Genomic DNA, 22,193 nt, shown 5'->3' on the forward strand with positions numbered 1-22,193 from the left:
AATTTGGGAGATTAGATCATGAATGCTTACGTACATCGTGGTGAAGATCGAGGTCATGTAAAAGCGGGTTGGTTAGAGTCATATCATAGCTTTTCATTTGGTAGCTGGTACAACCCTAAATATATGGGTGTCAGTGCTTTACGAGTCATTAATGACGACAGAATTGATGCGCATAATGGTTTCGGTACGCACTCGCATGACAATATGGAAATCTTAACCTGTGTGCTAGATGGTGCAATTTCACACCGTGACACGATGGGAAATGAAGGTCAAATTAAAGCAGGTGAATGGCAACTCATGAGTGCTGGCACAGGTGTTGCCCACAGTGAAGTTAACAACACTGATACGCCTGTACATTTATTACAGATCTGGATTATTCCAGATGTAAGAGATGCAGAGCCCAATTACCAGCAAATTAACCTTGACCCACGTAAAGATCCAAATAAATGGCATTTAATTGCAGGACCTGATGCAAATGCACCAATGCATATTCGCCAAAATGCAGAGATAAAATCTGCCGTATTGGAAAAAGGACATGAGTTAAGTGTTGATCCAGTTAAAAAAGTGAATTATATCCACGTTATTTCAGGTGTAATCCGCATTGGCGATCAAGAAGTTAAAACAGGCGATGCTTTCGTATTTGAGGATAAAGCGACGATTCAGGCAAACGAAGATAGTCAATTTATTTGGTTCGACTTACCTTAAATTAATCAAAAGCCCTTTGAACAAAAGGGCTTTTTTAATCTCCACCACCACCGCCCCCATCACATCCTCCCGAATCTGAAGATGATGATGAACAGTCATTTGAATAACTAGGGCTATGATGACTAGGGCTATTATCGTGAAAATGATGTGTTGAAGAAGATGAATAATCATGCTCGCCAGATGACGAAGATTTTTTTAAATTTCTAAGCAGTGCAATTAAACAGATCAGACCAATACTGGAAAAAATTGCAATAAATACAATAATAAATAACTTCAAATAACGACCTCCTTGATCAAGCTAAACACACATTTAAATAAACTATTTTAAGTTTCCTTCACATACAAATAGGCACTCGCTCTTGATATACCTAAATGTTGTGCAACCGTCTCCACAGCCTTTTTAATATCTAATAAACCATTATTCTTTAACTCGTGTATTAATTGTTTTCGCTCATTGAGTTTTAACATACGCGGCGTAGTGGCATGTTTTGATGCAAATTGATCGATATATCTTCGAATTGCTTCAGACCCATTCGGTTCCAAATTTTCAATAATGTTGTCAGTTTCAATTTTAGTAAACTGGTCTAAAGCGCTTTGCATGCCCCTAAATAGGGTTAAATCAATATTCATACATAAAGCGGCCACATATTCGCCCTCTTCATCTTTAATACCAATAGAAGTACTTTTTGCAGGGCGGCCATCTGCAAACTGGTTTGCATAGTTTGAAATAAGATTGGGAAATTCTGGAGACATAATTCTTGCCAGCCCTAACTCTGTTGCTGGATCTCCAATTTTTCGACCAGATAAATTATTGTGTATTGAGAGTATGGCATGTTCAGGATTTGTTAAGTCATGGACAACAACTTCGCAAAATGGAAATAGAGTTTCACTTAGCCCCTTCGCGATGGTATCTAGTTGAGTGAGTAAATGTTTATCACGATTTCCCAATGTATTTCCTCCAAATGACTTACATTACTATTTCAAACCCTAGCGTGAAGTATGTAATAGTAATTTAGACTTTTTATCTAATTTTAAACTTAATGTAAATCAAAATCTTATATCTCATTGTTATCAAATCAGAAAATAAAATTAGACATTTTATCTAAATATATATATTTTATCTAAACAAGGTCAATATATTGTGAATTGCTTGAGCAATACGAAATCTTGCATCCGAAAACATTGAATAAAATTAGGTTTAATTATGAAAAATTTAACCCTTCCAACTTATGAAGATGTCGCAGCCGCTGCTGAGCGTATTAAAGGTTTTGCAAATAAAACCCCTGTTTTAACTTCACGTACTGTTAACAATGAATTTGAAGCAGAAGTATTCTTTAAATGTGAGAATTTTCAGCGTGTTGGCGCTTTCAAATTTCGTGGTGCAATGAATGCGCTTGCACAGTTCGATGAGGCTCAAAAAAAAGCTGGTGTGGTTGCTTTCTCTTCGGGAAATCATGCTCAAGCGATTGCACTGTCAGCAAAAATCCTTGGTATTCCAGCAACAATAATCATGCCCAAAGATGCACCTGCTGCAAAAATGGCAGCGACGCGAGAATACGGCGGCAATATTGTTGAATTTGATCGTTATACGGAAGATCGAGAACAAATTGGAAAAGAGATTGCCGAAAAAAATGGTCTGACATTAATTCCATCTTATGACCATCCGCATGTAATTGCCGGTCAAGGAACGGCTGCAAAAGAGCTATTTGAAGAAGTTGGTGAGTTGGATTACCTCTTTGTATGTTTAGGTGGAGGAGGTTTATTGGCAGGCTCTGCCTTATCTGCTCGTCAACTCTCTCCGAACTGTAAAATATATGGTGTTGAACCTGCTCTAGGAAATGATGGGCAAATGTCCTTTAGAAAAGGAGAAATTGTTCATATTGATACGCCCCAAACCATTGCCGACGGTGCTCAAACTCAATATTTAGGCAAACTAACTTTTCCTATTATTCAAAAGAATGTAGATGACATTTTGACTGTAACAGACGAAGAACTCGTGACTTCTATGAAGTTCTTTGCTGAGAGAATGAAGATGGTTGTTGAACCGACAGGATGTCTCGGATTTGCTGCTGCGCGTAATTTGAAACATGAGTTAAAAGGCAAACGTATAGGCATAATTATTAGTGGTGGGAATGTCGATATTTCCAAATATGTAGAGTTTTTATCAGCTTAATAAAAGTTAGTGTCTATCTATGATTTCTTTTAAAGCGTCATGGATAGACATTACAAGCTACTCGTCTCTCGAACTGTTCACGTCTTAATTTAAACATCAACTTTTGGAGATGGCTATGAGATTTATTTCTGAGTCTGAATCTTCTGCTCTCATCAATCATGAACTCGCTTACGATGCCATTTACCAAGCTTTAATTGCTGCAACTCGATTGGATACTAAAAGTTTTCCTGTGGTTCATGGTCAAGCATCCGATACAAAAAATACATTTAGTATTAAATCATCTGCTAATCAGCACTTAGCTGGTCTTAAAGTCGGTTCTTTTTGGGAAGATAATCCTAAAAATGGATTACCACGCCATAACGCACTCATTTTATTATTTAATCAAGCCAATGGAAAAATGGCGGCAGCCATCGAAGCAGGCAAGGTGAATGCCTTCCGTACAGCGGCTTCTAATGCTGTTGCTACCCATGTACTGGCAAGAAAAGATTCAAAAGTATTAGCCATATTTGGTACAGGAAATCAGGCCAAATATGAATGTGAGGCATTAGCGAGAATTAGAAATTTCGATCAGGTTTTGATTGTAGGACGCGACCAAAATAAAGCTGAAACAATGACAGAAGACTTAAAACCATTAGGGATTAAGCTTAACATTACCAATGCAAAAGAAGCCTGTGAGCAAGCGGATATTATTGTGACAGCGACTTCTTCGAAGACTCCTCTTTTTAAAGCAGAATGGGTCAAATCTGGCACTCATATTTCATCTATGGGTTCTGATAAAAAAGGCAAACAAGAACTTCCACCAGAATTATTTTCACAGAGTGGTTTATTTTGTGATCTTAATACTCAGTCTAAAGTCATTGGTGAATTCCAACATGCATCTGAGTCTGGAACTTTAATCAATATCGGTGATGTACTTTTAGCAAACACCCAAGGAAGGCAATCTCAGGAACAAATCACAATTTATGATAGTTCAGGGTTATCTATACAAGATTTATATATCGCCCAAAAAATTTTAGAAATTTCTTAAAATTTATCATTTAACTGCATCATTCAGGTTGATGCAGTTAAGTTAAAACGTGTTTCTTTTATACCTCTTTACCGAATTCATTTTAAAAACAAAAATTAATCTTCAGTAAAAATTTTGGAAAAAGACGTTCTATACTGTTCAACCTTAACGTCATAATTTTGAAAACCCGAATCAAATATCCACCTTTCAATTTCAGACTTTTTGACTAAATTTTGCAAATAAAGCTGATTATGTCGGTCTAATTCTTCTTTTAAGCTTCTTAGCATGAGTTCATTTAAACCAGCGGGAGGATTAAGACTTGTATCTAAAATACTAGGCGCAAATGCTACACTTTTGAGTTCCAATTGATGGGCTGTTTTTACAGCAGTTTTTATCGCAGCCCCTATTTTCTCTAACGTAAAATCTTCTGGCGCACCCATTCCTATCAATAAAACTTTAGAAGCTTGTATGGTTGAAGGAGTTTGATTTATTAAAAGAGCATCATTCAAATTCGCGCTGAACCAGTTATTTTTCCGTATTTCATTTAGTCTTCCATTTAGAGCATCATCTAAATGTGCCAAACCGCCCGAAAAAGGACGGTTATTCATTTCATGTTCAAAGATACAAGCACAAGAAAGATCAACTTCAGCCGTGGTGCAATCCCAAGTCACGAGTTCAATGTTTAGATTTTGATAATGTCCAATTTTAGTTTGCTTTAAATCTGTGCTCATATTTTTACTCTTTTAGTTTTACCAGCCATATTTAAGTTCAAGACCTAGATAATTTGAGTCTTTGCCTCCTGCTCTCTTAATCGTATCTCCAACTTCAAAGTGAACACCTTCGGCAGCAACAGACAAATTAGAATTTATTTTTTGATCTGCTCTTAGTTGAATATATGCGCCTGTCCAACTTGAGCCTTGGCCTGCTGTGTTTGTCATGCTGTTATTACCTTGGAAATAAACCGCATCATTGGTCGTTTCACGCCATTGAAAACCTAATGCACTTAATAGAGTGAGTTTATCTGAAGGCTTAAGTGTCAGAGACGGTTTGATATGAATAATATTGCTATAGCCACTATAACCCGCCAAAGTAAAGTATGAACCGTTTGCAAACAGCTGGTTAAAGGTATTGAGCTCATTATCGTTGGCGTTTTTATCACCTGTGGCAATATCAAACTGGACGCCTAAACGCGGTGACCAAGCTTGCTCAGTAAAAGTGTATCCTGTAATGCTACTGAGTCCCCATGCTTGAATAGATTGCGCTCCAATCCTTCCATGTTGAAGCATACCCTCAACATCCCAATCGATATTGTTCTGTTTACCCATATGACGAAAATCATATAAGTCTCGAATTTCATTACCCTTAACACTTGTAAAAGATGCATTATCTCGTTCATAACGCGAGTAGTAACCCGATAACTCACCGCCCCACACATTTTGTTTATCTACGCGAAAACCGCTAAAACTTAAATTTCTTTTCGAATGGTCATTAAAAGTTGAATCTTTTTCAATTTGAACGGGTCTGGTGAGATAACCTAAAACTCTCCAATCGCCATATTCATAACCTGACCAAATTCCATCAAAGGCTTGCCTAACGTTTGGACCTTCTCGATTTGAAATAAAGCGTTGTAAGTCAAAAGCCATCTCTTGACGCCCTACTCTAAATTTAAAAGTTCCATTATTTAAAGGACTCACCCACGCAATGAAGGCTTGCTCTACATCGAGTCTATTCTGATCTGTACTTGCAATATTCTTTTTATCAAACGCTCGTGCATCACTGAGCTGAGTAAATAATTGTAAATGATCGCCAATACGTGCATCTGCATGAACTTGTAATCTTTGAATTAAATAACGATCGGCTTGATTATTTCCGCTGCCAAATCTCGCATTATTATTGACTTCAAAACGCTCACGAATATTTGCACCCAATGACAAATAATTATTATTGCCAAAAGGTATATATTTGAAGTCGTCTCCTATTTTCTTTGGTACACACGGATTTTTTAAAACATCCCAATTTTCTTGCCAACGATTGTTTGAGATTTTTGGACGAGTTGGACATACATTTGTATTTGAAACTTCATTTTCTGCATGAGCAAATTCATAAAGAAATAAACTACCCGTTAGCAATAAACTCATTTTAATTATTTTAAGGTAAGTTTCTGAGCACTTAATTCGATAGTTTCTATGATTAGAAATATGCGGGGCCATCTTGTTATCCATGGTAATAAATAGGTCATTGCCGAGACTTAGTCTTTTACGCTCACATTGCCCTTGGACAATATGAACGTTGTTTTCTATCAACATTTAAGGCAATAAATCACTTTATTGGCGCATGAATTTCGGCAATATAACCACCTGGGAACTGCACCATCGCTGCCTCACGACCTTCTGATTTATAGGCATTGACCAGAACTTTCACACCAGCTTTTGTCGCTTTATCTAAAGTCTCAGATAAATTTTTGACTTCATAGCCCGTCATATCATGTCCATATGGATAAGGAAGATGACCATCGGTGACCAACACTGTCATTTTGCCAAAATCAGATTCAACACGAATACGTCTATACGTTTCATTTGGTCGTCCAATTTCTACACCAGCAGCCTTTGGATTATCTGAAACCACTTTACCGTGCGAGAAATTGACGAACTTTTTAACAAAAGAATCAGCACTTTGTTTTGAAATATAAATACGATTTTCTGGAACAGTTTCTAACTTGTTATAGTTAGGTTTAGTCGTGTGCCAATAAAGCTGCATATTCACACCACCCGGCCATTGAATGACCGCATCACGCCCGATTGGGTCTGGAAATGCATCCACAATCACATCTGCACCGTTTGCTTTAGCTGACTGTACGGCTGCATCCATATCTTTGACTAAATAGCCTGTTCGCTCCAAACCAAAAGGATATGGAACCGGAGTTTTAAAACCAAATACAGACAGTGTTCCAACTGGAGTCAAGACAAGCTGAGACATGGTCTGGCTTGGTGTTGGCGTCACCTGAAAAACACCCTGTTTAGATTTGGTTCCCCCAAATGTCGCCACTAAGCTATCGGTAAATTTATCAAAGTCTTCGGGGTTCACATAAACATGCGTTGTATCGTATTGAGGGGCTACACCGGGCGCTTCACTTTTTACACTCGTTGTTGTTTTGGCTAAAACTTGAGGGACAATGGCAACATTTGTGCCCACTAGCATTGTGCTTAAAAGCAAGGCTGATAATGATTTACGCATAAAAGACTCCTGTTTATTTTGGGTGATATAACTTATTGTTACTTCGTTTTTTGATTAGAAAGAATGGTGACCATAACCAATGCAGCGATGAGACCAAGGTGTTCAAAAAAACTATTAAACGTACTAAAGAATGCTGGACCTGTATGATTCCAAAAATCGTTTGCAACAAGCATCGCTATTGCAGTTAGCCATCCTAAAGCCCCAGCCCCTAACCAGACAAAACGATTAAAAATAACCAAGAGTGAACCAACAATTTCAATAACAATCGCTGTAGCAGCCCAGAGCCAAGCAGGTTGCAAACCAAAACTCGCTTGCTCCTCAATTGCCAGATGAAACCCTATGAATTTATTAATTCCACCGACTAAGTAGGCTGAAACTAAGGCAACTCGTAACAGTGGAAGTAAGCCATAAATTGATAAAATCTTTTTTACCCAGACTGGATTATTATTAATCAAGTCACTCATCTATTTACCTCATTGATATTTCAATTTTCTAATATCCCAATGAATTTATGAAACACTTAAAATATCAATTAAAAAATATAAAATTAACTCTTTAAAGTGCATATTAATATTCTCAAGAATAGTTAATTTTAATTTAAATATATAAAATATTATTTATATCGCTTACCACCAAAAACAAAACTAACCACTAGGCTATATAAAATCAAAAATATATGTAAACTACTAGATATTTATTTAAATACAAACTGTATCCTTAAAAGATACAATGATTGATAACCATAAGATCATAATATAGTTTAGCGACACGCCAACTTAGCCTTTCAAAATTTAATGGATAAACTAGACTGTATTAATACTTTTATCAGCGTTGTCGAAAGTGGAAATTTTAGTAATGCCTCTAGAAATTTAGGAATCAGCAGAGATCAGGTTTCTAAAAGAATTTTTTATTTAGAAAGTCTATTTAGTACATCATTGTTTATTCGCAACACTAGAAAGATGGACCTCACTCGCTCAGGAGAGAAGTTCTATCAACGTTGTAAAGTCATTGTTAAAGAATTAGATTTAGCCGCTAATGACTTTATATATGATCAAAAGTACCCTGAGGGTATATTAAAAATCAACGCTCCTCATGCTTTTATTCAAACTTGCTTTTCAGATATTATTTCTAATTTTCTAATTCAATATCCGAATATAGAAATTGACCTCTTATTTTCAGAAAAAACCATAGATATCAATGAAAGTAAATTTGATATTGTTTTAAAAATTGAAGAAGACATTAAAGAAGAAAATATTTTTATTCTAGACACCTATAAAAGAAATTTCTATGCAACATCTGCTTTTTTAAATAAGCATGGAAAACCTAAAAGCATAGAAGAATTAAGAAAACATAATATATTATTATATTCAGGGTCAGATTTAAAAAACAAAATTATTAATTCAAGCCCTCAACTGATCTGCAACAATATCGAAATCCTGTTAGATTTATGCAAGAAAAATCAAAGTATTTTATTTATATCTGATTTTTTAGCAAAGAAATATGAAGATGACGGAGTTATTATTAATTTCTCACAAGACAACTTTTCATCAAAACTTCATTTTTATGCAACCACCCCTTATGGATCAAAAATTCCAAAAAAGGTTGAGCTTTTCTTAGACTCATTAAAGCAACATTTTTCTAATTATCACTGAAGTTTTATAATTTAAGGCTTTTTAGATCTCATATAGCTATTCATTCTTATTAGCCACAAACCAACCCCATCATATCCTCCTCATGATGATGAACAGATATTTGAATGGCTAGCGCTGTGATGATGGCTGTTATCATAAAAATGATGTGTTAAAGAAAATGAATTATCATGCTCACTAGATGGCGAATATTTTTTAGATTTCTAAGCAGAGCAATTAAACAGATCAGTCCAATACTAGAAAAATTGTAATAAATATAATAATAAATAACTTCAAATAACTATCTCCTAATAAAGCTAATAATTAGCCTCCCTGCTACATTACTTAAGATATAAAAAGCGTAATAGAATTACACTTTTTATATATCTAACAAAGAAATTTAGTTTTTGATTTGAATAGGGTAAGCAATATATCTCATATTCCCGTACTTCAAATAAGAAGCTCCTGTTAAAGGATTAAGGTGTGTACCACTAATAATCATTGCTGCACTAGGTCCTCCATCTAAACGAATTGCATAATTGATACCAAATGCTTTAAATACAGAACAGAGATCAGCAGCTGTTGTTGTTCCTGATGAAGTAGATGAAACCATAACAATTTCACCAGTAGATAAGTTAGCTCCAATTGCAGACCATCTATTATTTTCAGTACTTGTTGTACAGACACCGTTTTTAACCACAGATGTTGAGCTACTAACTAAATTATAACCATAACTTTGGAAATTATAAGTCGAACTACTCGTTTCAAAGAAACCTAACCCTTTCGTGCTACTTACTCCAAAAGTTAATTTATTTCCGCCCTCGGTATTTTTAGCCCTTATTACATTATCAGTATTTAGAAAACCCTTAGCTGTGCCTTTACCTCCGCTTAAAGCACCAGCATCCCCATCCCACATAAAACCATTAACTAATGCGATACCTCCATAATTTGTCATACGCACTAGATTAAGTTGATGGGGAACAGATGCCGTACTTGCAACTGATACTGGCAAGGCATACTTGATCCGAGTATCTTTTGCATTAATGAATGCAATATGAATATTAGGTGCAATATTCTCACAAGCTGAAATTCGTGCTACTCCTGTAGATTGTAATGTAGTTCTATAAGAAGCTAAATTTGCAGTTATCGTAGATGAACAAGTTGTAGCAGCCGCAGCCATAGAGACTTTTTCTGCGGCATTACTGGGATAATCTGAGCCTTCAATTATACGAGTACTTGACTCGGAAATTTCTGAGTAAGCTATAGATGTTGTTGTATTACTACTTAAAGTTGCGGTAGTCGTTTTTTTATCTTTTTCAGCAATTTTAATATTTAAACGTCCATTTCCTTTGATATAAGGATAAATATCAAGCATAGGAAACTTTTTGCCAACATTATGCTCAGTGATTATGTAAAGTTGAGGATGATTTAGAAAACTTGACGGAAAAGTAATTGAGCTTTTACTATTTAAATTAATTGATTGATTAAACTTAGGATCAACTAAATAATATTTAGCTTCAGGATTATAAGGTAGTGCCGTCGCAGCCATAGGTTGATATCTTGCTACCCCATTCCCCCTATCTATTTTATTCAAAACAATATAAAGATTAGTTCCTTGATATTCAGAATCAATTTTTACTGGTTGGGCCAGTTTGAGCTCACCTTCTATTGATTGCTTGCCAGTAGTCGGTTCAAAGAGAATTTGATTAATTTGTTCATTTTCAGGAATGAGTACATCCGCTATGAGCTGACCTCTAGTAGTACTGCTATTAGCTACGGGTATATACTTATTAACTTCAGCTTTCCAGCATGAAGATGGTGAGCAAAGAATTAAATCTGAAACATTAATTTCACCAGTATCTGTCTTACTAGAAACGGTTAGGTTGACTCTCAAACGCGATAAATGGTCAACTTTTTTACCTTCATATTTCAGTAAGTTTTGTGCTGTAAAAGGGGGTAAAACAGCATAAATAGAACTACTAGAAACGAGCAATGCACTTAAAATAAAAATATTTTTCATGAAATGAATAAAACCTTTTAGCTGAGGTATATTATTAGAAAAAGAACAATAACTTAAAAAAACAGTATAAAGAAGAATTTATATTACTTTTTTGTAATGTATTAGATGGTAAAAATATTTTAGTTACATTATATACTCACAACTATTAAGTAAAAAAATAAAATACATTCAATAATATGAGAATAAAATTAGCATTCTCCATCGACACAAAAAAACAAAAATAATTTTTTTCAACCACTTATAAAATAAATTACAATAAAAATCTAATTTTTTTAATAAATAATAAAACCCTAAATAATTAAGAAATCGTAATATTCAAGATTAGATTTAAAAAACAAAATTATTAATTCACGCCCTCAACTGATCTGCAACAATATCGAAATCCTGTTAGATTTATGCAAGAAAAATCAAAGTATTTTATTTATACCTGATTTTTTAGCAAAAAAATATGAAGATGACGGAGTTATTATTAATTGCTCACAAGACATCTTTCCATCAAAACTTCATTTTTATGCAACCACCCCTTATGGATCAAAAATTCCAAAAAAGGCTGAGCTTTTCTTAGACTCGTTAAAGCAACATTTTTCTAATTATCACTGATAGTTCTATATAAACCTTAGCAATATTAATATCTCCTTCATCGTGATTTTGGCCTCACTCATCTCTATGATGAGATCTTAATTATGAAGTTTAGATTTTTAATTAAGATCTCATATAGGTTTATTTTCTTAATATTTTTACCGACCCTTTTTTGTAGATACTTCTAAAGATTGGAGCAGCACTGACAAAGAGGCATTGATATTATCTATTTCATTGCTGGACAGTACTGAAAGTATATGACGTTCATTCTCTACATGAGCTTCCACTGCCTTATTGATTAATTCCAATCCATGACTTGTAAGCTGTACAAGCATACTGCGGGCATCTTCTTCGTTATCTATACGTTCAATAAGGTTTCTTTGCTCCAGTTTCTTTAAACGATGTGTCATTGTTCCCGAAGTAATCATTAATGCTGAAAACAATTCAGTTGGACTTAGCCTATATGGGGATCCCGAACGTCTAAGCGTAGCCAACATATCGAATTCCCAAAGACTCAGGTCAAAGGTTGAGAACGTAGATTCCAAAAGCCGTTCTAACAGTGTAGCGCATCGTTTAATGCGACCAATAGGCCCCATAGGACTAGCATCAAGATCCGGTCGTTCTTTCGCCCATTGTTCTAAAATTTTATCAACTTCATCTTTTTGCAGACTATCGTTCTGATTTTTCATTTATCTTGACTTCAAGCTAATTGGTGTGACAACATAATAATATCTTGAATTGAAGATAAATGGCAAATATATGTCAACGACTATTCCAGCTTCACGTGGGTTCGATATTTTACTCACTGCATTAGCTCCTATTATTTGGGGCTCCACCTATATTGTCACATCAGAACTTTTACCATCAGACCGCCCTTTCACCTCAGCATTGATACGAGTATTACCAGCAGGTTTACTTTTATTGTTATTTACTCGCCGCATGCCTGCCAAAAATGATTGGTGGCGTTTAATCATATTGGGGGCGCTCAACATTGGGCTTTTTCAAGCTTTTTTATTTGTCGCTGCTTATCGTTTGCCAGGTGGGTTAGCTGCTGTACTTGGTGCCATCCAGCCTTTACTGGTAATGGTATTAGCTTGGGTAATAGATGGTCGTTCACCACTCAGAGCTACACTCTGGTCAGCTGTGATTGGTATGTTTGGAATGGCAATCTTGCTGTTATCGCCTAACACCGTTTTTGAACCGATTGGAATCTTAGCTGCCTTATTAGGTGCTATATGCATGGCGTGTGGTGTGTGGCTCACATCTCGCTGGAAATTAGATATGCCATTACTCGCTCTTACTGGCTGGCAGCTTGTGATTGGGGGCTTAATTCTTCTCCCTATTGCTTGGATGGTAGACGCACCTCTGCCTACTTTAAAACCTGTCCATTATATTTCTTACGCTTATTTGAGCTTAGCGGGTGCTTTAGTTGCTTATGTACTTTGGTTTAGAGGCATAACTCGTCTGCCAAGTGTGGCAGTTGCATCTCTAGGGCTACTTAGTCCTCTAACTGCGGTCGTACTGGGTTGGGCTTTGTTATCACAGTCAATTTCAGGAACTGCCCTTTTAGGATTAATCATTGTGCTTATTAGTGTATTCGTAGTGCAATGGACAAGTGCACGTCGTAATTAATGATTAACTTTAAAATTATTTTCTCTTTTCTAAGGCTTATATGAATATCTCTATACAACACGCTATTGAAACTCGAACATCAATTAATAACTTTCAGCCAAATCGCTCTTTAGATGAAGATACCATCAAGTTATTAGTCGAATTAGCAACCAAAGCTCCCTCGGCTTATAATTTACAAAATTGGCGTTTTATAGCGGTACGCTCTGAAGAATCAAAACAATTGTTGAAAGCAGCAGCTTTTGGACAAGATAAAATTACTGATGCTTCTGTAAATTTTATAATCTGCGGTACATTTGATGCACATCATCAACTGCATAACGCACTTCAGCCATCCCTAGAAAATAATATTATGGGACCCAAAGTTATTGATAGCTGGGTAAGACAAGCGACTAATGCTTATCAAGATAACGCTATATTACAACGTGATGAGGCTGTTCGCTCTGCATCTTTAGCAGCAATGACCCTAATACTCGCTGCACAAGAAATGGGTTTAGGTACTTGTGCAATGGGTGGATTTGATGCAAAACAAATATCTCAAGATTTTGAACTTACTGCGAATGAATTGCCTGTCATGATTGTTGCTGTGGGTTATCCTACAATCAATAATTGGCCGCAAAAAATACGTAAGCCTGTAGCAAACGTTCTTACGATTGTTTAGTAAATCCATAGCAAAAAAGAATAGCCTGCATAGATTTCATTTCTTATGTGTGTTCTCGTTTAAATCTGATAGTTATATTTTTTTATGTGACTATCAGATTAAACTGAACTAAATTCGTCTCAGCCTAAATTCGTTTTAGCACTGAACTTTTAAACATTAGATGATCGATAAAATATTAAATCGTTTTATGAACGTTAAATCGCCCCTTCCAAAAAATAATCCAACAACCGTTCCCTTTCCCCTGCCTTATTTGGGTCTAAAAGCTGAACCATTGCCCCATCAATCACAAACAAGAACATGTGTGCATCTTGCTTTGAAGCATTTGCATTGGTTGTTAAGAGCAAATTATAAATTTCATTAATAAGCCAGTTTCGATAGTCAATCACCACCTGATACGCCTTGGGATGTGTTTTCGCAATTTCAAAAATAGCTTTAAAAGGCAAATGGTAGAGTCCGTCTAAATCAGCATGTAAGTAATAAATTTTGCGAAGCTTTTCAACCAAGCTTAAGTCTTTTTGAACATAAATAATTGAAATCACCTCTTGTTTCAGCCCATCTTTTTGAAAGGTTAAGCTCATTTCAATAAGACGTTCTTTTGAGTGGAAGTAATTATAAAAAGTTGCTTTTGGAGTCTTTGACGATTCAATAATGAGGTCCACCCCGACTTTATGAAAGCCATATTTATTAAAAAGATATCGAGAGGTATGAAGCACGCTTAAAGCACGAAATGGAAGATCTGAATGTGGCATATTTTTACCGTTATAAATTAAATTTTTGTTGTATATAAATGAGATACAAAATCTGCCACCCTTTTTTGGGAGAAAAAAAGGCATAGCAAAGCCATAAAGACTGTGCTTGGCACATCTCAAGTTTTATTGTTGAAATAAGTTTTTAGCCGTAATGACTTAAAGCCTGAAAAGCCGATGAGTCTTCAAACTGTTTAAAGATGAATTAAGTGGTGTCGTTATAGCTTTTGGCAAAGGTTGCCAAGAAATAATGGATGTGCAAAGCCAACTCCTTTTTATTGGGAGTTCTGCCAAAACATTAAAATTATGGTGGCAGAACGGAAGAAGGTTGACAGACTAGTATTATCTCAAACTAGCACACCCGAAAGTGTCCCTCTCCCGTCCTACCGCTACGGGAGGGAACGAGTGGTACACCACACAAGGCTATTCCTCAGAAGGAAAAGCTCTGATGCGGGAGATAATATTCAGCCTGTCAAAGCCGACTGGCAATGTGGCCAGCAGGCAAAGGATAGTACTCAGCACTTTTACAGTCAAGCACACAAAATGACATTTGCTTTAAATTAGATCATTAAAAAGTAAGGTTAAATAATGAATAAGTTATTGTTAAATTGGGGTTTATAAAGTTGGGGTTTAGGAAACTAGAAATGCGCTAGTATGGCTTTCACCACCTGCGCTTTATTATTAAAGTTATTGTTTAATTGAGTATTTGAAATGTGCCCTAAGGCTATGAGGTTTTCTATTTTTAAAAGAACGCTATCCTGCAACGATAAATATACTGCGTTGATAGATTAATTTATTTTATCAATTTTAAAAATTTTACCACTTAAAGTACTTTGAAAAAACATTTCAAAACCCGGTCGTATATCTTCACCTTCAACTGTAATGTATTTTAAATTAGAAAAACATTGAGTATTAGCGAAATAATTATCTACTGTTGCCTGAATGACGTATTTAATTCCAAACTGGTCTTTGACACTGATATTTTGTTTAAGCATGACGATATCCTAATAAAATTATGGCAGAAATAATGGACCCGCCTAAATATCCAATAGCAAACTGAGTTTTAACTAACTCTATAATCTAATTTAAATAGTTGATTTATAGACGCATAAAAGGTACGCCCATCTAAATTTAAATCAACTTCAATTCCAGAGGAAAGAAGAACTCTTTTACCAACTTCAACAGTTTTAAAACCTTCACGTGTATTTTGTATTCTATTTAGAGGAATTAAAGACACTAAAATTTCTGTACCATTTTTAGATTTTGCAATTAAATCATTTATTTTTAACAATTTATATCCTAAATTAAAATTTACTTATAATCTTAAAATAATTTTAAAATTAATTTAAAGTGAAAAGCACTCATTAGTGCTTTTCATTTATGACTGCTTATAATTATTTATAGAGCAACAATATTTACAGCATTTGGGCCTTTTTGGCCTTGTGCAACACTGAATTCAACACGTTGACCTTCAGCAAGAGTTCTGAAACCTGAGTTAGCGATTTCGCTAAAATGAGCAAAAACGTCTGGTCCTGATTCTGGTTGGATAAAACCGAAACCTTTAGCTTCGTTAAACCACTTCACAGTACCTTTCATGATATTTGAATTAGACATAATACATCCTAGTTTTTTTAAAAATTTAAACCATTTTATTGGTTATGAGTAACATCGAAATAATAAAGAATGGAGCTGAAAATCTGAAAAAAACGAAGGATTATGACTAATACTGCGGTACTTAGAGAAGATTTACCAAACATGACTTTTTCTAGTTATGTTCATTGTATACGAAAAATAAAATTAATCAAGTTTTCTAATATATATATTTATTTTATTTATAAAAAGTTGAAGTTCTGGATTCTGAGTGTTTATAAATCTTGGTGGAACCCAATACAAAAAATCCATAAGATATTGATAAGAATATATTTAATAAAAAATTACTAATGATACAAGTGGTGATACAAAAATATTGCTACTGTCTTTGCTTGGGAAATACATCAATAGCTATAACCTTCTATTACACATCAACCATTTCTTAAATCATTAGCAATAGGTTATCCAAGATAAACTTGAACTAGCAGGCCGCTTATTTATGTAATAAGCAGGGAGTAACAAAGCTGCTCTATCCATTAAGACTTAAGAACATATCTGGATATCTTTCACAAATAAAATCAACAAACGCCCGTACTTTGGGAGCTACAAGTCGTCTAGAGGTATGCAAAACCCATAATGATCTCTCCACTCCTGACAGTGTCCCCCACTGAACTAATTCGCCACGGGCAATCTGATTCCATGCTATGGACTGCGGAATGAGTGCAGCGCCACCACCAGCAATTGCAGCTTCACGGACCATAAGTAGTGACGAGAATCGTAGTTTCGGAATTGGTTCCAAAATCAACTCCCCTTCATCTAGTTTCCAATGTGTGGGCTGGAAGCTTGTCGTTACAATACTGGGAACTTGTCTGATTGCACCAGATTGAGGTTTGGTAATTTCTGGAGCTGCTACAACAACGAGCTTATCTTTTGCGAAGCATCGCCCCACTAAATTACTATCAGGACTTGGGTTTATTCTAATAGCTACATCAAATTGTTCTTCAACAATATCTACCAAGCGATCTTCTGCAACAACCTCAATTTCAATCTCTGGATAAGCTGCACAGAATTCGGCACCAATGCGTCCCATTGTGAGTTGAGAGAATAAAACTGGTGCTGCTATTCGTAACCGCCCACGAGGTGTTGAAATTCCATCACTAACAGAAGTCATGGCTTCTGCTACCTCAAGCATCAATATTTCAGTGCGGGACATCAATTGCTGACCTGCTTCTGTAAGCTTCAATCCTCGAGCACTACGCTCAATCAATCTGACTCCTAGTTGTTCCTCGAGATCGGCAATTCTTCTAGATAACGTGGCTTTTGGAATACCACTCACACGACTAGCCCTCCCCAAACCTTCATGTGTTGCCACAAGTATGAAATCTGATAGCGCATTCAAGTTCATGGTGTTCCATTTTTAAAACAAGGTGTCTATTTTCTATAGTCTTTGTTTATTAAATGCAATGGAATAATGTCTTGTTATGGAAATTTGATATTAGGAATTGCAATGAGTAACGTTCAACGTGCGGTATTAATCCGTGATTATGGTGGTGCGGAAATTACTGAAATTGCCACTATTGAGAAACCAATACCAGAATCTGGTCAGGTTCTGGTTCGGGTGCAGGCTGCAGGAATTAATGGGATTGATTGGAAGGTCCGTGAAGGGAATGTAAAAAGAGCTTTCCCACTTCCATTACCAATCATCTTAGGGGCCGAAATGGCGGGAGTCATCGAAGCTGTTGGCCCAAATACATTCCGCTTCCGTGTAGGTGACCGTGTTATGGGTGCAATGGGTAGATTAGGAGCATTTGCTGAATTTGTAGTCATTGGCGAATCCAGCCTTTCCCCTACACCTGAAGGTTTAAACGATGTACATGCTGCCGCTCTACCAGTAGCAGCAGTCGCAGCTTGGAACAGCCTACATTACGCAGGACCTATTTACCCAGATCAAAAAATCCTTATTCACGGTGCTGCTGGTGGTTTGGGTTCTTATGCTGTTCAGTATGCGAAACAAGCAGGTGCCAAGGTTTTTGCTACTGCAGGTAAAGCTGATCTGGGTTTTGTGCAAAGTCTTGGTGCTGATGAAGTTATTAATTACCACACTCAACGTTTCGAAGACATTGTACAGGACATCGACTTAGTACTTGATTATGTCGGGGGAGAAGTTCTAGACCGCTCATGGCAAGTCTTGGCAACTGATGGAACAGTGATTAGCACTGCATCTCCCGACATTCTAGTCCGTATGCCTCCGAACCGTCGAGGGCTCTGGTTCATGAACCAACCTAATCCCGAACTGCTAGAAAAATTAGCTCTAGAGGTATCAAACGGCACACTTCAATTCAGGATTGGTGATGTAGTCGGTTTTACTGATATTCCAAATGCAATTGAACGCAACCGTACCGTTTCTGGGATAGGTAAGGTCGTTGCAGATTTTTCAATTTAATCCATTACGTATCAATTCTAGGAGATCAATATGAGTATTCTTGTTACAGGTGCTACAGGCACTATTGGTTCACTCATCATTCAAGGACTGGCAAATGCAGGTGCCGAGGTTAAAGCACTTGTACGCAAAACGGGTAAGCGAGAATTTCCTGAGGGCGTGACTGAAGTAGTGGGAGACCTTACTGATGTCTCTTCCATGCGTACAGCGCTGTCATCTGTACGTACACTATTTTTGCTAAATGCGGTTACACCAGATGAGGTGACCCAAGCCCTAATTACATTGAACCTTGCACGTGAAGCTGGCATTGAACGCATCGTATACCTTTCGGTCATACATGCTGACAAGTTTACGAATGTTCCTCATTTTACAGGGAAGCATACGGTCGAACGCATGATTGAAAGTCATGACATCCCTGCCACTATTCTTCGTCCAGCTTACTTCATGCAAAATGATTTAATGGTTCAACAGGCGGTTCAAAATTATTCAGTTTATCCAATGCCAATTGGTTCTGCTGGCGTTTCTATGATCGATGCACGAGATATTGCAGATGTAGCCGTCGCTGAATTACTAAGACGCGACCGATCCTCTTCTGTACTTGATCGTATTACACTCGAATTAGTAGGCCCTCAGCCACTTACGGGAGATTCGGTTGCAAAAATTTGGAGTGAAGCTTTAGGTCAAAAAATCACTTATGGCGGGGATGATGTCGCTGCTTTTGAAGGGCAATTATCTTCATTTAGCCCTAGCTGGATGGCTTATGATATGCGTCTTATGATGGCTGGAATCCAAACATTTGGGATGCAAGCTGCTGCTGGCACAGTAGAAAATTTAGAGATGATGATAGGACATCCCCTACGTACCTATGAAGATTTAGTCCGTGAGTCTATTGCTTCTGTTTAAAAGAGCGATTGCTAGGACCACATAAGAATCGATCTGCTATATGAGTTTATAGAAAGCAATAAAAAAAGCCCTAAACCATTATAGTTTAGGGCTTTTTAAGTCATGTAAAGCTATTCGAGTTTATATGACTTTAATGTCTTGGTAGGTATATCCAGACTCGAACTGGAGACCTCTACGATGTCAACGTAGCGCTCTAACCAACTGAGCTATACACCTAAGATGGAAAGCATAATATTCATTTTTCAAAAGCAAAACAAGTGATTTTCAATTGAAAAAAATACAAATGAGCAGACTTTAAGCAAACTTTTTTCATTTTCTAAAAAAGAAAAACGGTACATGGTTTAACCATATACCGTTTTGTTTAGCTGAATTTAAATCTCAACTTAACAAGGGCATTTCTTTAAAGTACCGCCAGCCGATGGATAACGCGCATCGACACAATAGCGATAGAAAGTTTTAGCATCCATTGGTGTTAAATCAGAATGATGAGCCTTCATGTGTTCCAGATAAGTTTGATAATCTGGCACCCCAACCATGAGTCGAAAGCTTTGCTGCAAACGCTGCCACAGTGTTGCAATACGCGACCAGTTCTTTGGAGAGAGCAATAGCTCTTTTTGTGAGAGCACCGTCATTTTGATGATTTTCGCAATAATGACAGTTCCATTCTTTGCAAATTTAAAATTCATCATTACTCTCCTCGCGTGGTGATCACTTCAGGATCAGCATATACAGCTGGGGATTCATTTACAGTCGGTGTTGGGCTTGCTAAAGCACGGCGTACAATACCAATTGAAGCAATAATCATGACAATCGATACAATCATAAAGAAGCCACAAAGCGCAGCATTAATCTGATTAGACATCACAATGTTTTGCATCTCAGCAATAGTTTTAGCTGGTTTAAGAATTTCACCACGAGCAATTGCATCTGAAAATCTATTTGCTTGCGCTAAGAAACCAATCTTTGGATTTTCGTGGAAAATCTTTTGCCAACCTGCAGTCATACAGGTCACGAATAAGAAAATTGTTGGGATGATTGTCACCCACACATATTTTTCTTTTTTCATTTTAAACAGAATGACTGTACCCAAAATGAGTGCCATTGAAGCCAGCATTTGGTTACCAACACCAAACAGAGGCCATAAGGAGTTAACACCACCCAATGGATCAATCACACCTTGATAGACGAAGAATCCCCATCCACCTACAGCAACTGCTGTACCCACTAAGTTACCCACGAATGAACCAGAAGATTTAATCTTAGGAATAACAATACCCACTGTGTCTTGCACCATGAAACGACAAGCACGAGTTCCGGCATCTACAGCAGTTAAGATGAATAATGCTTCAAACAAAATAGCAAAGTGGTACCAGAATGCCATCATTGAACGGCTATTGAAAATTTCCGAAATGATATGTGCCATACCAATCGCAAAGGTAGGCGCACCACCTGTACGTGAAAGAATCGAGCTTTCGCCGACTTCCTGTGCCAACACTGTTAACATTTCAGGGGTAACGACAAATCCTAAATTACGAACAGCTTCTGCTGCTGATTCTACAGTTGTACCAAGTACAGCCGCAGGTGCATTAATTGCAAAGTACACGCCTGGGTCTAAGACAGTTGCACAGATCATCGCCATAATACCGACGAAAGACTCCATGAGCATGCCGCCATAACCAATCACGCGAATATCTGCTTCGTTATCAATGAGTTTTGGTGTAGTACCACTTGATACAAGCGCATGGAAACCAGAAATCGCACCACAGGCAATGGTAATAAATAGGAATGGGAATAAGCTACCCGAGAAAACAGGACCAGTACCATCAATAAAATGAGTCACTGCTGGCATTTTCAATTCAGGTAATGCAATGATAATACCGACTGCTAAACCGAGAATGACACCAATTTTAAGGAAGGTTGATAGATAATCACGTGGCGCTAACAATAACCAGACAGGTAATACTGAAGCAATAAAGCCATAAATGATTAAGCACCATGTGAGCTGTGTTCCAGTTAAGGTGAAAAACTCACCCCAGTATGGATCTGCTGCAACATGCCCGCCATAAACAATGGCAAGCATCATTAAGACGAAGCCAATAATAGAAACTTCAGCAATACGTCCCGGGCGAATAAATCGCATGTAAACGCCCATAAATAATGCAATTGGAATAGTCGCTGCAATAGTAAAAACACCCCATGGACTATGGGCAAGTGCTTTAACCACAACTAAGGCCAATACTGCAAGGATAATAATCATTACCCCAAGCGCGCCAAGCATTACAACGATACCAGCAAAAGAACCCAGTTCCTGTTTTGCCATTTCACCAAGCGAACGACCGTCTCGACGCGTTGAAATAAATAAAACTAAGAAGTCTTGTACTGCACCCGCGACAACCACACCGACCAGTAGCCAGATTGTCCCTGGTAAAAAACCCATTTGTGCAGCCAAAATTGGCCCGACTAGTGGTCCCGCTCCGGCAATTGCCGCAAAGTGATGACCAAAAAGTACGTATTTATTGGTGGGAACATAATCCAGACCATCGGCTAAACGATGTGCTGGGGTTAAACGTCTTGGGTTTAATTCAAATACTTTAGTTGCAATAAATAGACTATAAAATCGATATGCGATGCTATATACACATGCTGCAGCAAGTACAAGCCAAACCGCATTGACATGTTCACCACGACTGAGTGCCAGCATCCCAAAAGAAATTGCACCTATAATTGCCACTAGGCTCCAGACCAGCTTGGAGGGAAGCGTAGATTTCGCTTGCATTGTGTCCATTCTTAACCTCTCAATAAATAACTACAGCATTTTTATATTGTTATGTACTGTTCTATCAAATCCTTGTGACTGTACTCCTCCTTTAATTTTTTTC

General features: G+C 37.0%; 23 protein-coding genes, 1 tRNA gene and 1 pseudogene. 8 read left to right on the forward strand and 17 right to left on the reverse strand.

Going from position 1 to position 22,193, the window contains the following annotated elements; translation table 11 throughout:
• Positions 1-18: 18 nt before the first annotated feature.
• Complete coding sequence (locus ASF86_RS08975) at positions 19-705, forward strand: pirin family protein (RefSeq protein ID WP_056481234.1); 687 nt, start codon at positions 19-21, stop codon at positions 703-705.
• Positions 706-739: 34 nt separating this feature from the next.
• On the opposite strand, the gene ASF86_RS20200 is transcribed toward ASF86_RS08975, so the two are convergent.
• Positions 740-982, reverse strand: a complete 243-nt coding sequence (locus ASF86_RS20200) for a hypothetical protein (protein WP_081407588.1) — start codon at positions 980-982, stop codon at positions 740-742.
• Positions 983-1,029: 47 nt separating this feature from the next.
• Positions 1,030-1,653, reverse strand: a complete 624-nt coding sequence (locus tag ASF86_RS08985; RefSeq protein ID WP_004643545.1) for a transcriptional regulator — start codon at positions 1,651-1,653, stop codon at positions 1,030-1,032.
• A 256-nt stretch (positions 1,654-1,909) separates the two neighbouring features.
• On the opposite strand from ASF86_RS08985, the gene ASF86_RS08990 reads away from it, so the two are divergent.
• Positions 1,910-2,878, forward strand: a complete 969-nt coding sequence (locus ASF86_RS08990; protein ID WP_056481237.1) for a threo-3-hydroxy-L-aspartate ammonia-lyase — start codon at positions 1,910-1,912, stop codon at positions 2,876-2,878.
• A gap of 115 nt (positions 2,879-2,993) precedes the next feature.
• Positions 2,994-3,905 (forward strand): ornithine cyclodeaminase family protein, encoded by a 912-nt coding sequence (locus ASF86_RS08995; protein ID WP_056481240.1) that lies wholly within the window; start codon positions 2,994-2,996, stop codon positions 3,903-3,905.
• A gap of 95 nt (positions 3,906-4,000) precedes the next feature.
• On the opposite strand, the gene ASF86_RS09000 is transcribed toward ASF86_RS08995, so the two are convergent.
• The 4 genes from ASF86_RS09000 to ASF86_RS09015 all read right to left on the reverse strand — a co-directional run bounded on the left by ASF86_RS09000 (position 4,001) and on the right by ASF86_RS09015 (position 7,582).
• Positions 4,001-4,615 carry a M17 family peptidase N-terminal domain-containing protein gene (locus ASF86_RS09000; protein ID WP_056481243.1) on the reverse strand — a complete coding sequence of 205 codons (615 nt, stop codon included), beginning with the start codon at positions 4,613-4,615 and terminating at the stop codon, positions 4,001-4,003.
• Between the two features lie 18 nt (positions 4,616-4,633).
• Positions 4,634-6,094, reverse strand: coding sequence for an alginate export family protein (locus ASF86_RS09005; RefSeq protein ID WP_056481246.1), 1,461 nt, complete (start codon positions 6,092-6,094; stop codon positions 4,634-4,636).
• Positions 6,095-6,203: 109 nt separating this feature from the next.
• On the reverse strand, positions 6,204-7,118 hold the full coding sequence (locus ASF86_RS09010; RefSeq protein ID WP_056481248.1) for a hypothetical protein: 915 nt from the start codon (positions 7,116-7,118) through the stop codon (positions 6,204-6,206).
• 38 nt (positions 7,119-7,156) lie between these two features.
• Complete coding sequence (locus ASF86_RS09015; RefSeq protein ID WP_056481251.1) at positions 7,157-7,582, reverse strand: DoxX family protein; 426 nt, start codon at positions 7,580-7,582, stop codon at positions 7,157-7,159.
• 330 nt (positions 7,583-7,912) lie between these two features.
• On the opposite strand from ASF86_RS09015, the gene ASF86_RS09020 reads away from it, so the two are divergent.
• Entirely contained in the window at positions 7,913-8,770 is an 858-nt protein-coding gene (locus tag ASF86_RS09020) for a LysR family transcriptional regulator (RefSeq protein ID WP_056481254.1), read from the forward strand.
• Between the two features lie 80 nt (positions 8,771-8,850).
• Here ASF86_RS09020 and ASF86_RS20255 read toward each other — a convergent pair.
• The 3 genes and pseudogenes from ASF86_RS20255 to ASF86_RS09035 form a co-directional block, all read right to left on the reverse strand.
• Positions 8,851-9,043: pseudogene (locus ASF86_RS20255) on the reverse strand (hypothetical protein).
• Positions 9,044-9,146: 103 nt separating this feature from the next.
• Positions 9,147-10,766, reverse strand: a complete 1,620-nt coding sequence (locus tag ASF86_RS20060; protein WP_227508785.1) for a phosphodiester glycosidase family protein — start codon at positions 10,764-10,766, stop codon at positions 9,147-9,149.
• A gap of 737 nt (positions 10,767-11,503) precedes the next feature.
• A complete protein-coding gene (locus ASF86_RS09035) occupies positions 11,504-12,034 on the reverse strand; it encodes a MarR family winged helix-turn-helix transcriptional regulator (protein WP_056481260.1) in 531 nt (176 codons plus the stop codon).
• Between the two features lie 70 nt (positions 12,035-12,104).
• On the opposite strand from ASF86_RS09035, the gene ASF86_RS09040 reads away from it, so the two are divergent.
• A complete protein-coding gene (locus ASF86_RS09040; RefSeq protein ID WP_056481263.1) occupies positions 12,105-12,977 on the forward strand; it encodes an EamA family transporter in 873 nt (290 codons plus the stop codon).
• Positions 12,978-13,017: 40 nt separating this feature from the next.
• The gene (locus tag ASF86_RS09045) at positions 13,018-13,635 is read left to right on the forward strand and encodes a nitroreductase family protein (RefSeq protein ID WP_056481266.1); all 618 of its coding nucleotides are present in this window, start codon (positions 13,018-13,020) and stop codon (positions 13,633-13,635) included.
• A 194-nt stretch (positions 13,636-13,829) separates the two neighbouring features.
• Here ASF86_RS09045 and ASF86_RS09050 read toward each other — a convergent pair whose 3' ends face one another.
• From ASF86_RS09050 to ASF86_RS09075, 5 genes are all read right to left on the reverse strand, one after another.
• Positions 13,830-14,384 (reverse strand): TetR/AcrR family transcriptional regulator, encoded by a 555-nt coding sequence (locus tag ASF86_RS09050; RefSeq protein WP_056481269.1) that lies wholly within the window; start codon positions 14,382-14,384, stop codon positions 13,830-13,832.
• A gap of 785 nt (positions 14,385-15,169) precedes the next feature.
• On the reverse strand, positions 15,170-15,376 hold the full coding sequence (locus tag ASF86_RS09060; RefSeq protein ID WP_004643550.1) for a hypothetical protein: 207 nt from the start codon (positions 15,374-15,376) through the stop codon (positions 15,170-15,172).
• Positions 15,377-15,444: 68 nt separating this feature from the next.
• The gene (locus ASF86_RS09065; RefSeq protein WP_003650533.1) at positions 15,445-15,672 is read right to left on the reverse strand and encodes a hypothetical protein; all 228 of its coding nucleotides are present in this window, start codon (positions 15,670-15,672) and stop codon (positions 15,445-15,447) included.
• Positions 15,673-15,779: 107 nt separating this feature from the next.
• Positions 15,780-15,995 carry a cold-shock protein gene (locus ASF86_RS09070; protein ID WP_003650532.1) on the reverse strand — a complete coding sequence of 72 codons (216 nt, stop codon included), beginning with the start codon at positions 15,993-15,995 and terminating at the stop codon, positions 15,780-15,782.
• A gap of 505 nt (positions 15,996-16,500) precedes the next feature.
• Positions 16,501-17,376: a LysR family transcriptional regulator gene (locus tag ASF86_RS09075; RefSeq protein ID WP_056481275.1), complete on the reverse strand. Its 876-nt coding sequence runs from the start codon at positions 17,374-17,376 to the stop codon at positions 16,501-16,503.
• Between the two features lie 102 nt (positions 17,377-17,478).
• Between ASF86_RS09075 and ASF86_RS09080 the strand changes: the two genes are divergently transcribed.
• Both ASF86_RS09080 and ASF86_RS09085 read left to right on the forward strand, forming a co-directional pair.
• Complete coding sequence (locus ASF86_RS09080) at positions 17,479-18,414, forward strand: NADP-dependent oxidoreductase (RefSeq protein ID WP_056481278.1); 936 nt, start codon at positions 17,479-17,481, stop codon at positions 18,412-18,414.
• Positions 18,415-18,444: 30 nt separating this feature from the next.
• Positions 18,445-19,314: an NmrA/HSCARG family protein gene (locus tag ASF86_RS09085; protein ID WP_056481281.1), complete on the forward strand. Its 870-nt coding sequence runs from the start codon at positions 18,445-18,447 to the stop codon at positions 19,312-19,314.
• Positions 19,315-19,453: 139 nt separating this feature from the next.
• Here the strand turns inward: ASF86_RS09085 and ASF86_RS09090 are convergent.
• The 3 genes from ASF86_RS09090 to ASF86_RS09100 all read right to left on the reverse strand — a co-directional run bounded on the left by ASF86_RS09090 (position 19,454) and on the right by ASF86_RS09100 (position 22,099).
• Positions 19,454-19,530: transfer RNA gene (locus tag ASF86_RS09090), tRNA-Val, on the reverse strand.
• Between the two features lie 167 nt (positions 19,531-19,697).
• A complete protein-coding gene (locus ASF86_RS09095; RefSeq protein ID WP_005045994.1) occupies positions 19,698-20,003 on the reverse strand; it encodes a YbdD/YjiX family protein in 306 nt (101 codons plus the stop codon).
• Positions 20,003-22,099, reverse strand: a complete 2,097-nt coding sequence (locus tag ASF86_RS09100; RefSeq protein ID WP_056481284.1) for a carbon starvation CstA family protein — start codon at positions 22,097-22,099, stop codon at positions 20,003-20,005. Before ASF86_RS09100 ends, ASF86_RS09095 begins: the two co-directional genes overlap by 1 nt.
• Between the last annotated feature and the right edge of the window lie 94 nt (positions 22,100-22,193).

The sequence above is a fragment of the Acinetobacter sp. Leaf130 genome, from assembly GCF_001423205.1.
GTDB classification, from domain to species: Bacteria; Pseudomonadota; Gammaproteobacteria; order Pseudomonadales; family Moraxellaceae; genus Acinetobacter; species Acinetobacter calcoaceticus.

What these genes read in the sequence shown, in the direction of transcription:
- ASF86_RS09060 (WP_004643550.1), bottom strand. Translation starts at nt 15,376, where the DNA reads ATGCTTAAACAAAATATCAGTGTCAAAGACCAGTTTGGAATTAAATAC.
- ASF86_RS09075 (WP_056481275.1), bottom strand. Translation starts at nt 17,376, where the DNA reads ATGAACTTGAATGCGCTATCAGATTTCATACTTGTGGCAACACATGAA.
- ASF86_RS09035 (WP_056481260.1), bottom strand. Translation starts at nt 12,034, where the DNA reads ATGAAAAATCAGAACGATAGTCTGCAAAAAGATGAAGTTGATAAAATT.
- ASF86_RS09040 (WP_056481263.1), top strand. Translation starts at nt 12,105, where the DNA reads ATGTCAACGACTATTCCAGCTTCACGTGGGTTCGATATTTTACTCACT.
- ASF86_RS08990 (WP_056481237.1), top strand. Translation starts at nt 1,910, where the DNA reads ATGAAAAATTTAACCCTTCCAACTTATGAAGATGTCGCAGCCGCTGCT.
- ASF86_RS09020 (WP_056481254.1), top strand. Translation starts at nt 7,913, where the DNA reads ATGGATAAACTAGACTGTATTAATACTTTTATCAGCGTTGTCGAAAGT.
- ASF86_RS09085 (WP_056481281.1), top strand. Translation starts at nt 18,445, where the DNA reads ATGAGTATTCTTGTTACAGGTGCTACAGGCACTATTGGTTCACTCATC.
- ASF86_RS09050 (WP_056481269.1), bottom strand. Translation starts at nt 14,384, where the DNA reads ATGCCACATTCAGATCTTCCATTTCGTGCTTTAAGCGTGCTTCATACC.
- ASF86_RS09070 (WP_003650532.1), bottom strand. Translation starts at nt 15,995, where the DNA reads ATGTCTAATTCAAATATCATGAAAGGTACTGTGAAGTGGTTTAACGAA.
- ASF86_RS09015 (WP_056481251.1), bottom strand. Translation starts at nt 7,582, where the DNA reads ATGAGTGACTTGATTAATAATAATCCAGTCTGGGTAAAAAAGATTTTA.
- ASF86_RS08995 (WP_056481240.1), top strand. Translation starts at nt 2,994, where the DNA reads ATGAGATTTATTTCTGAGTCTGAATCTTCTGCTCTCATCAATCATGAA.
- ASF86_RS09000 (WP_056481243.1), bottom strand. Translation starts at nt 4,615, where the DNA reads ATGAGCACAGATTTAAAGCAAACTAAAATTGGACATTATCAAAATCTA.
- ASF86_RS08975 (WP_056481234.1), top strand. Translation starts at nt 19, where the DNA reads ATGAATGCTTACGTACATCGTGGTGAAGATCGAGGTCATGTAAAAGCG.
- ASF86_RS09005 (WP_056481246.1), bottom strand. Translation starts at nt 6,094, where the DNA reads ATGGCCCCGCATATTTCTAATCATAGAAACTATCGAATTAAGTGCTCA.
- ASF86_RS20060 (WP_227508785.1), bottom strand. Translation starts at nt 10,766, where the DNA reads ATGAAAAATATTTTTATTTTAAGTGCATTGCTCGTTTCTAGTAGTTCT.
- ASF86_RS09095 (WP_005045994.1), bottom strand. Translation starts at nt 20,003, where the DNA reads ATGATGAATTTTAAATTTGCAAAGAATGGAACTGTCATTATTGCGAAA.
- ASF86_RS09045 (WP_056481266.1), top strand. Translation starts at nt 13,018, where the DNA reads ATGAATATCTCTATACAACACGCTATTGAAACTCGAACATCAATTAAT.
- ASF86_RS09100 (WP_056481284.1), bottom strand. Translation starts at nt 22,099, where the DNA reads ATGGACACAATGCAAGCGAAATCTACGCTTCCCTCCAAGCTGGTCTGG.
- ASF86_RS09010 (WP_056481248.1), bottom strand. Translation starts at nt 7,118, where the DNA reads ATGCGTAAATCATTATCAGCCTTGCTTTTAAGCACAATGCTAGTGGGC.
- ASF86_RS09080 (WP_056481278.1), top strand. Translation starts at nt 17,479, where the DNA reads ATGAGTAACGTTCAACGTGCGGTATTAATCCGTGATTATGGTGGTGCG.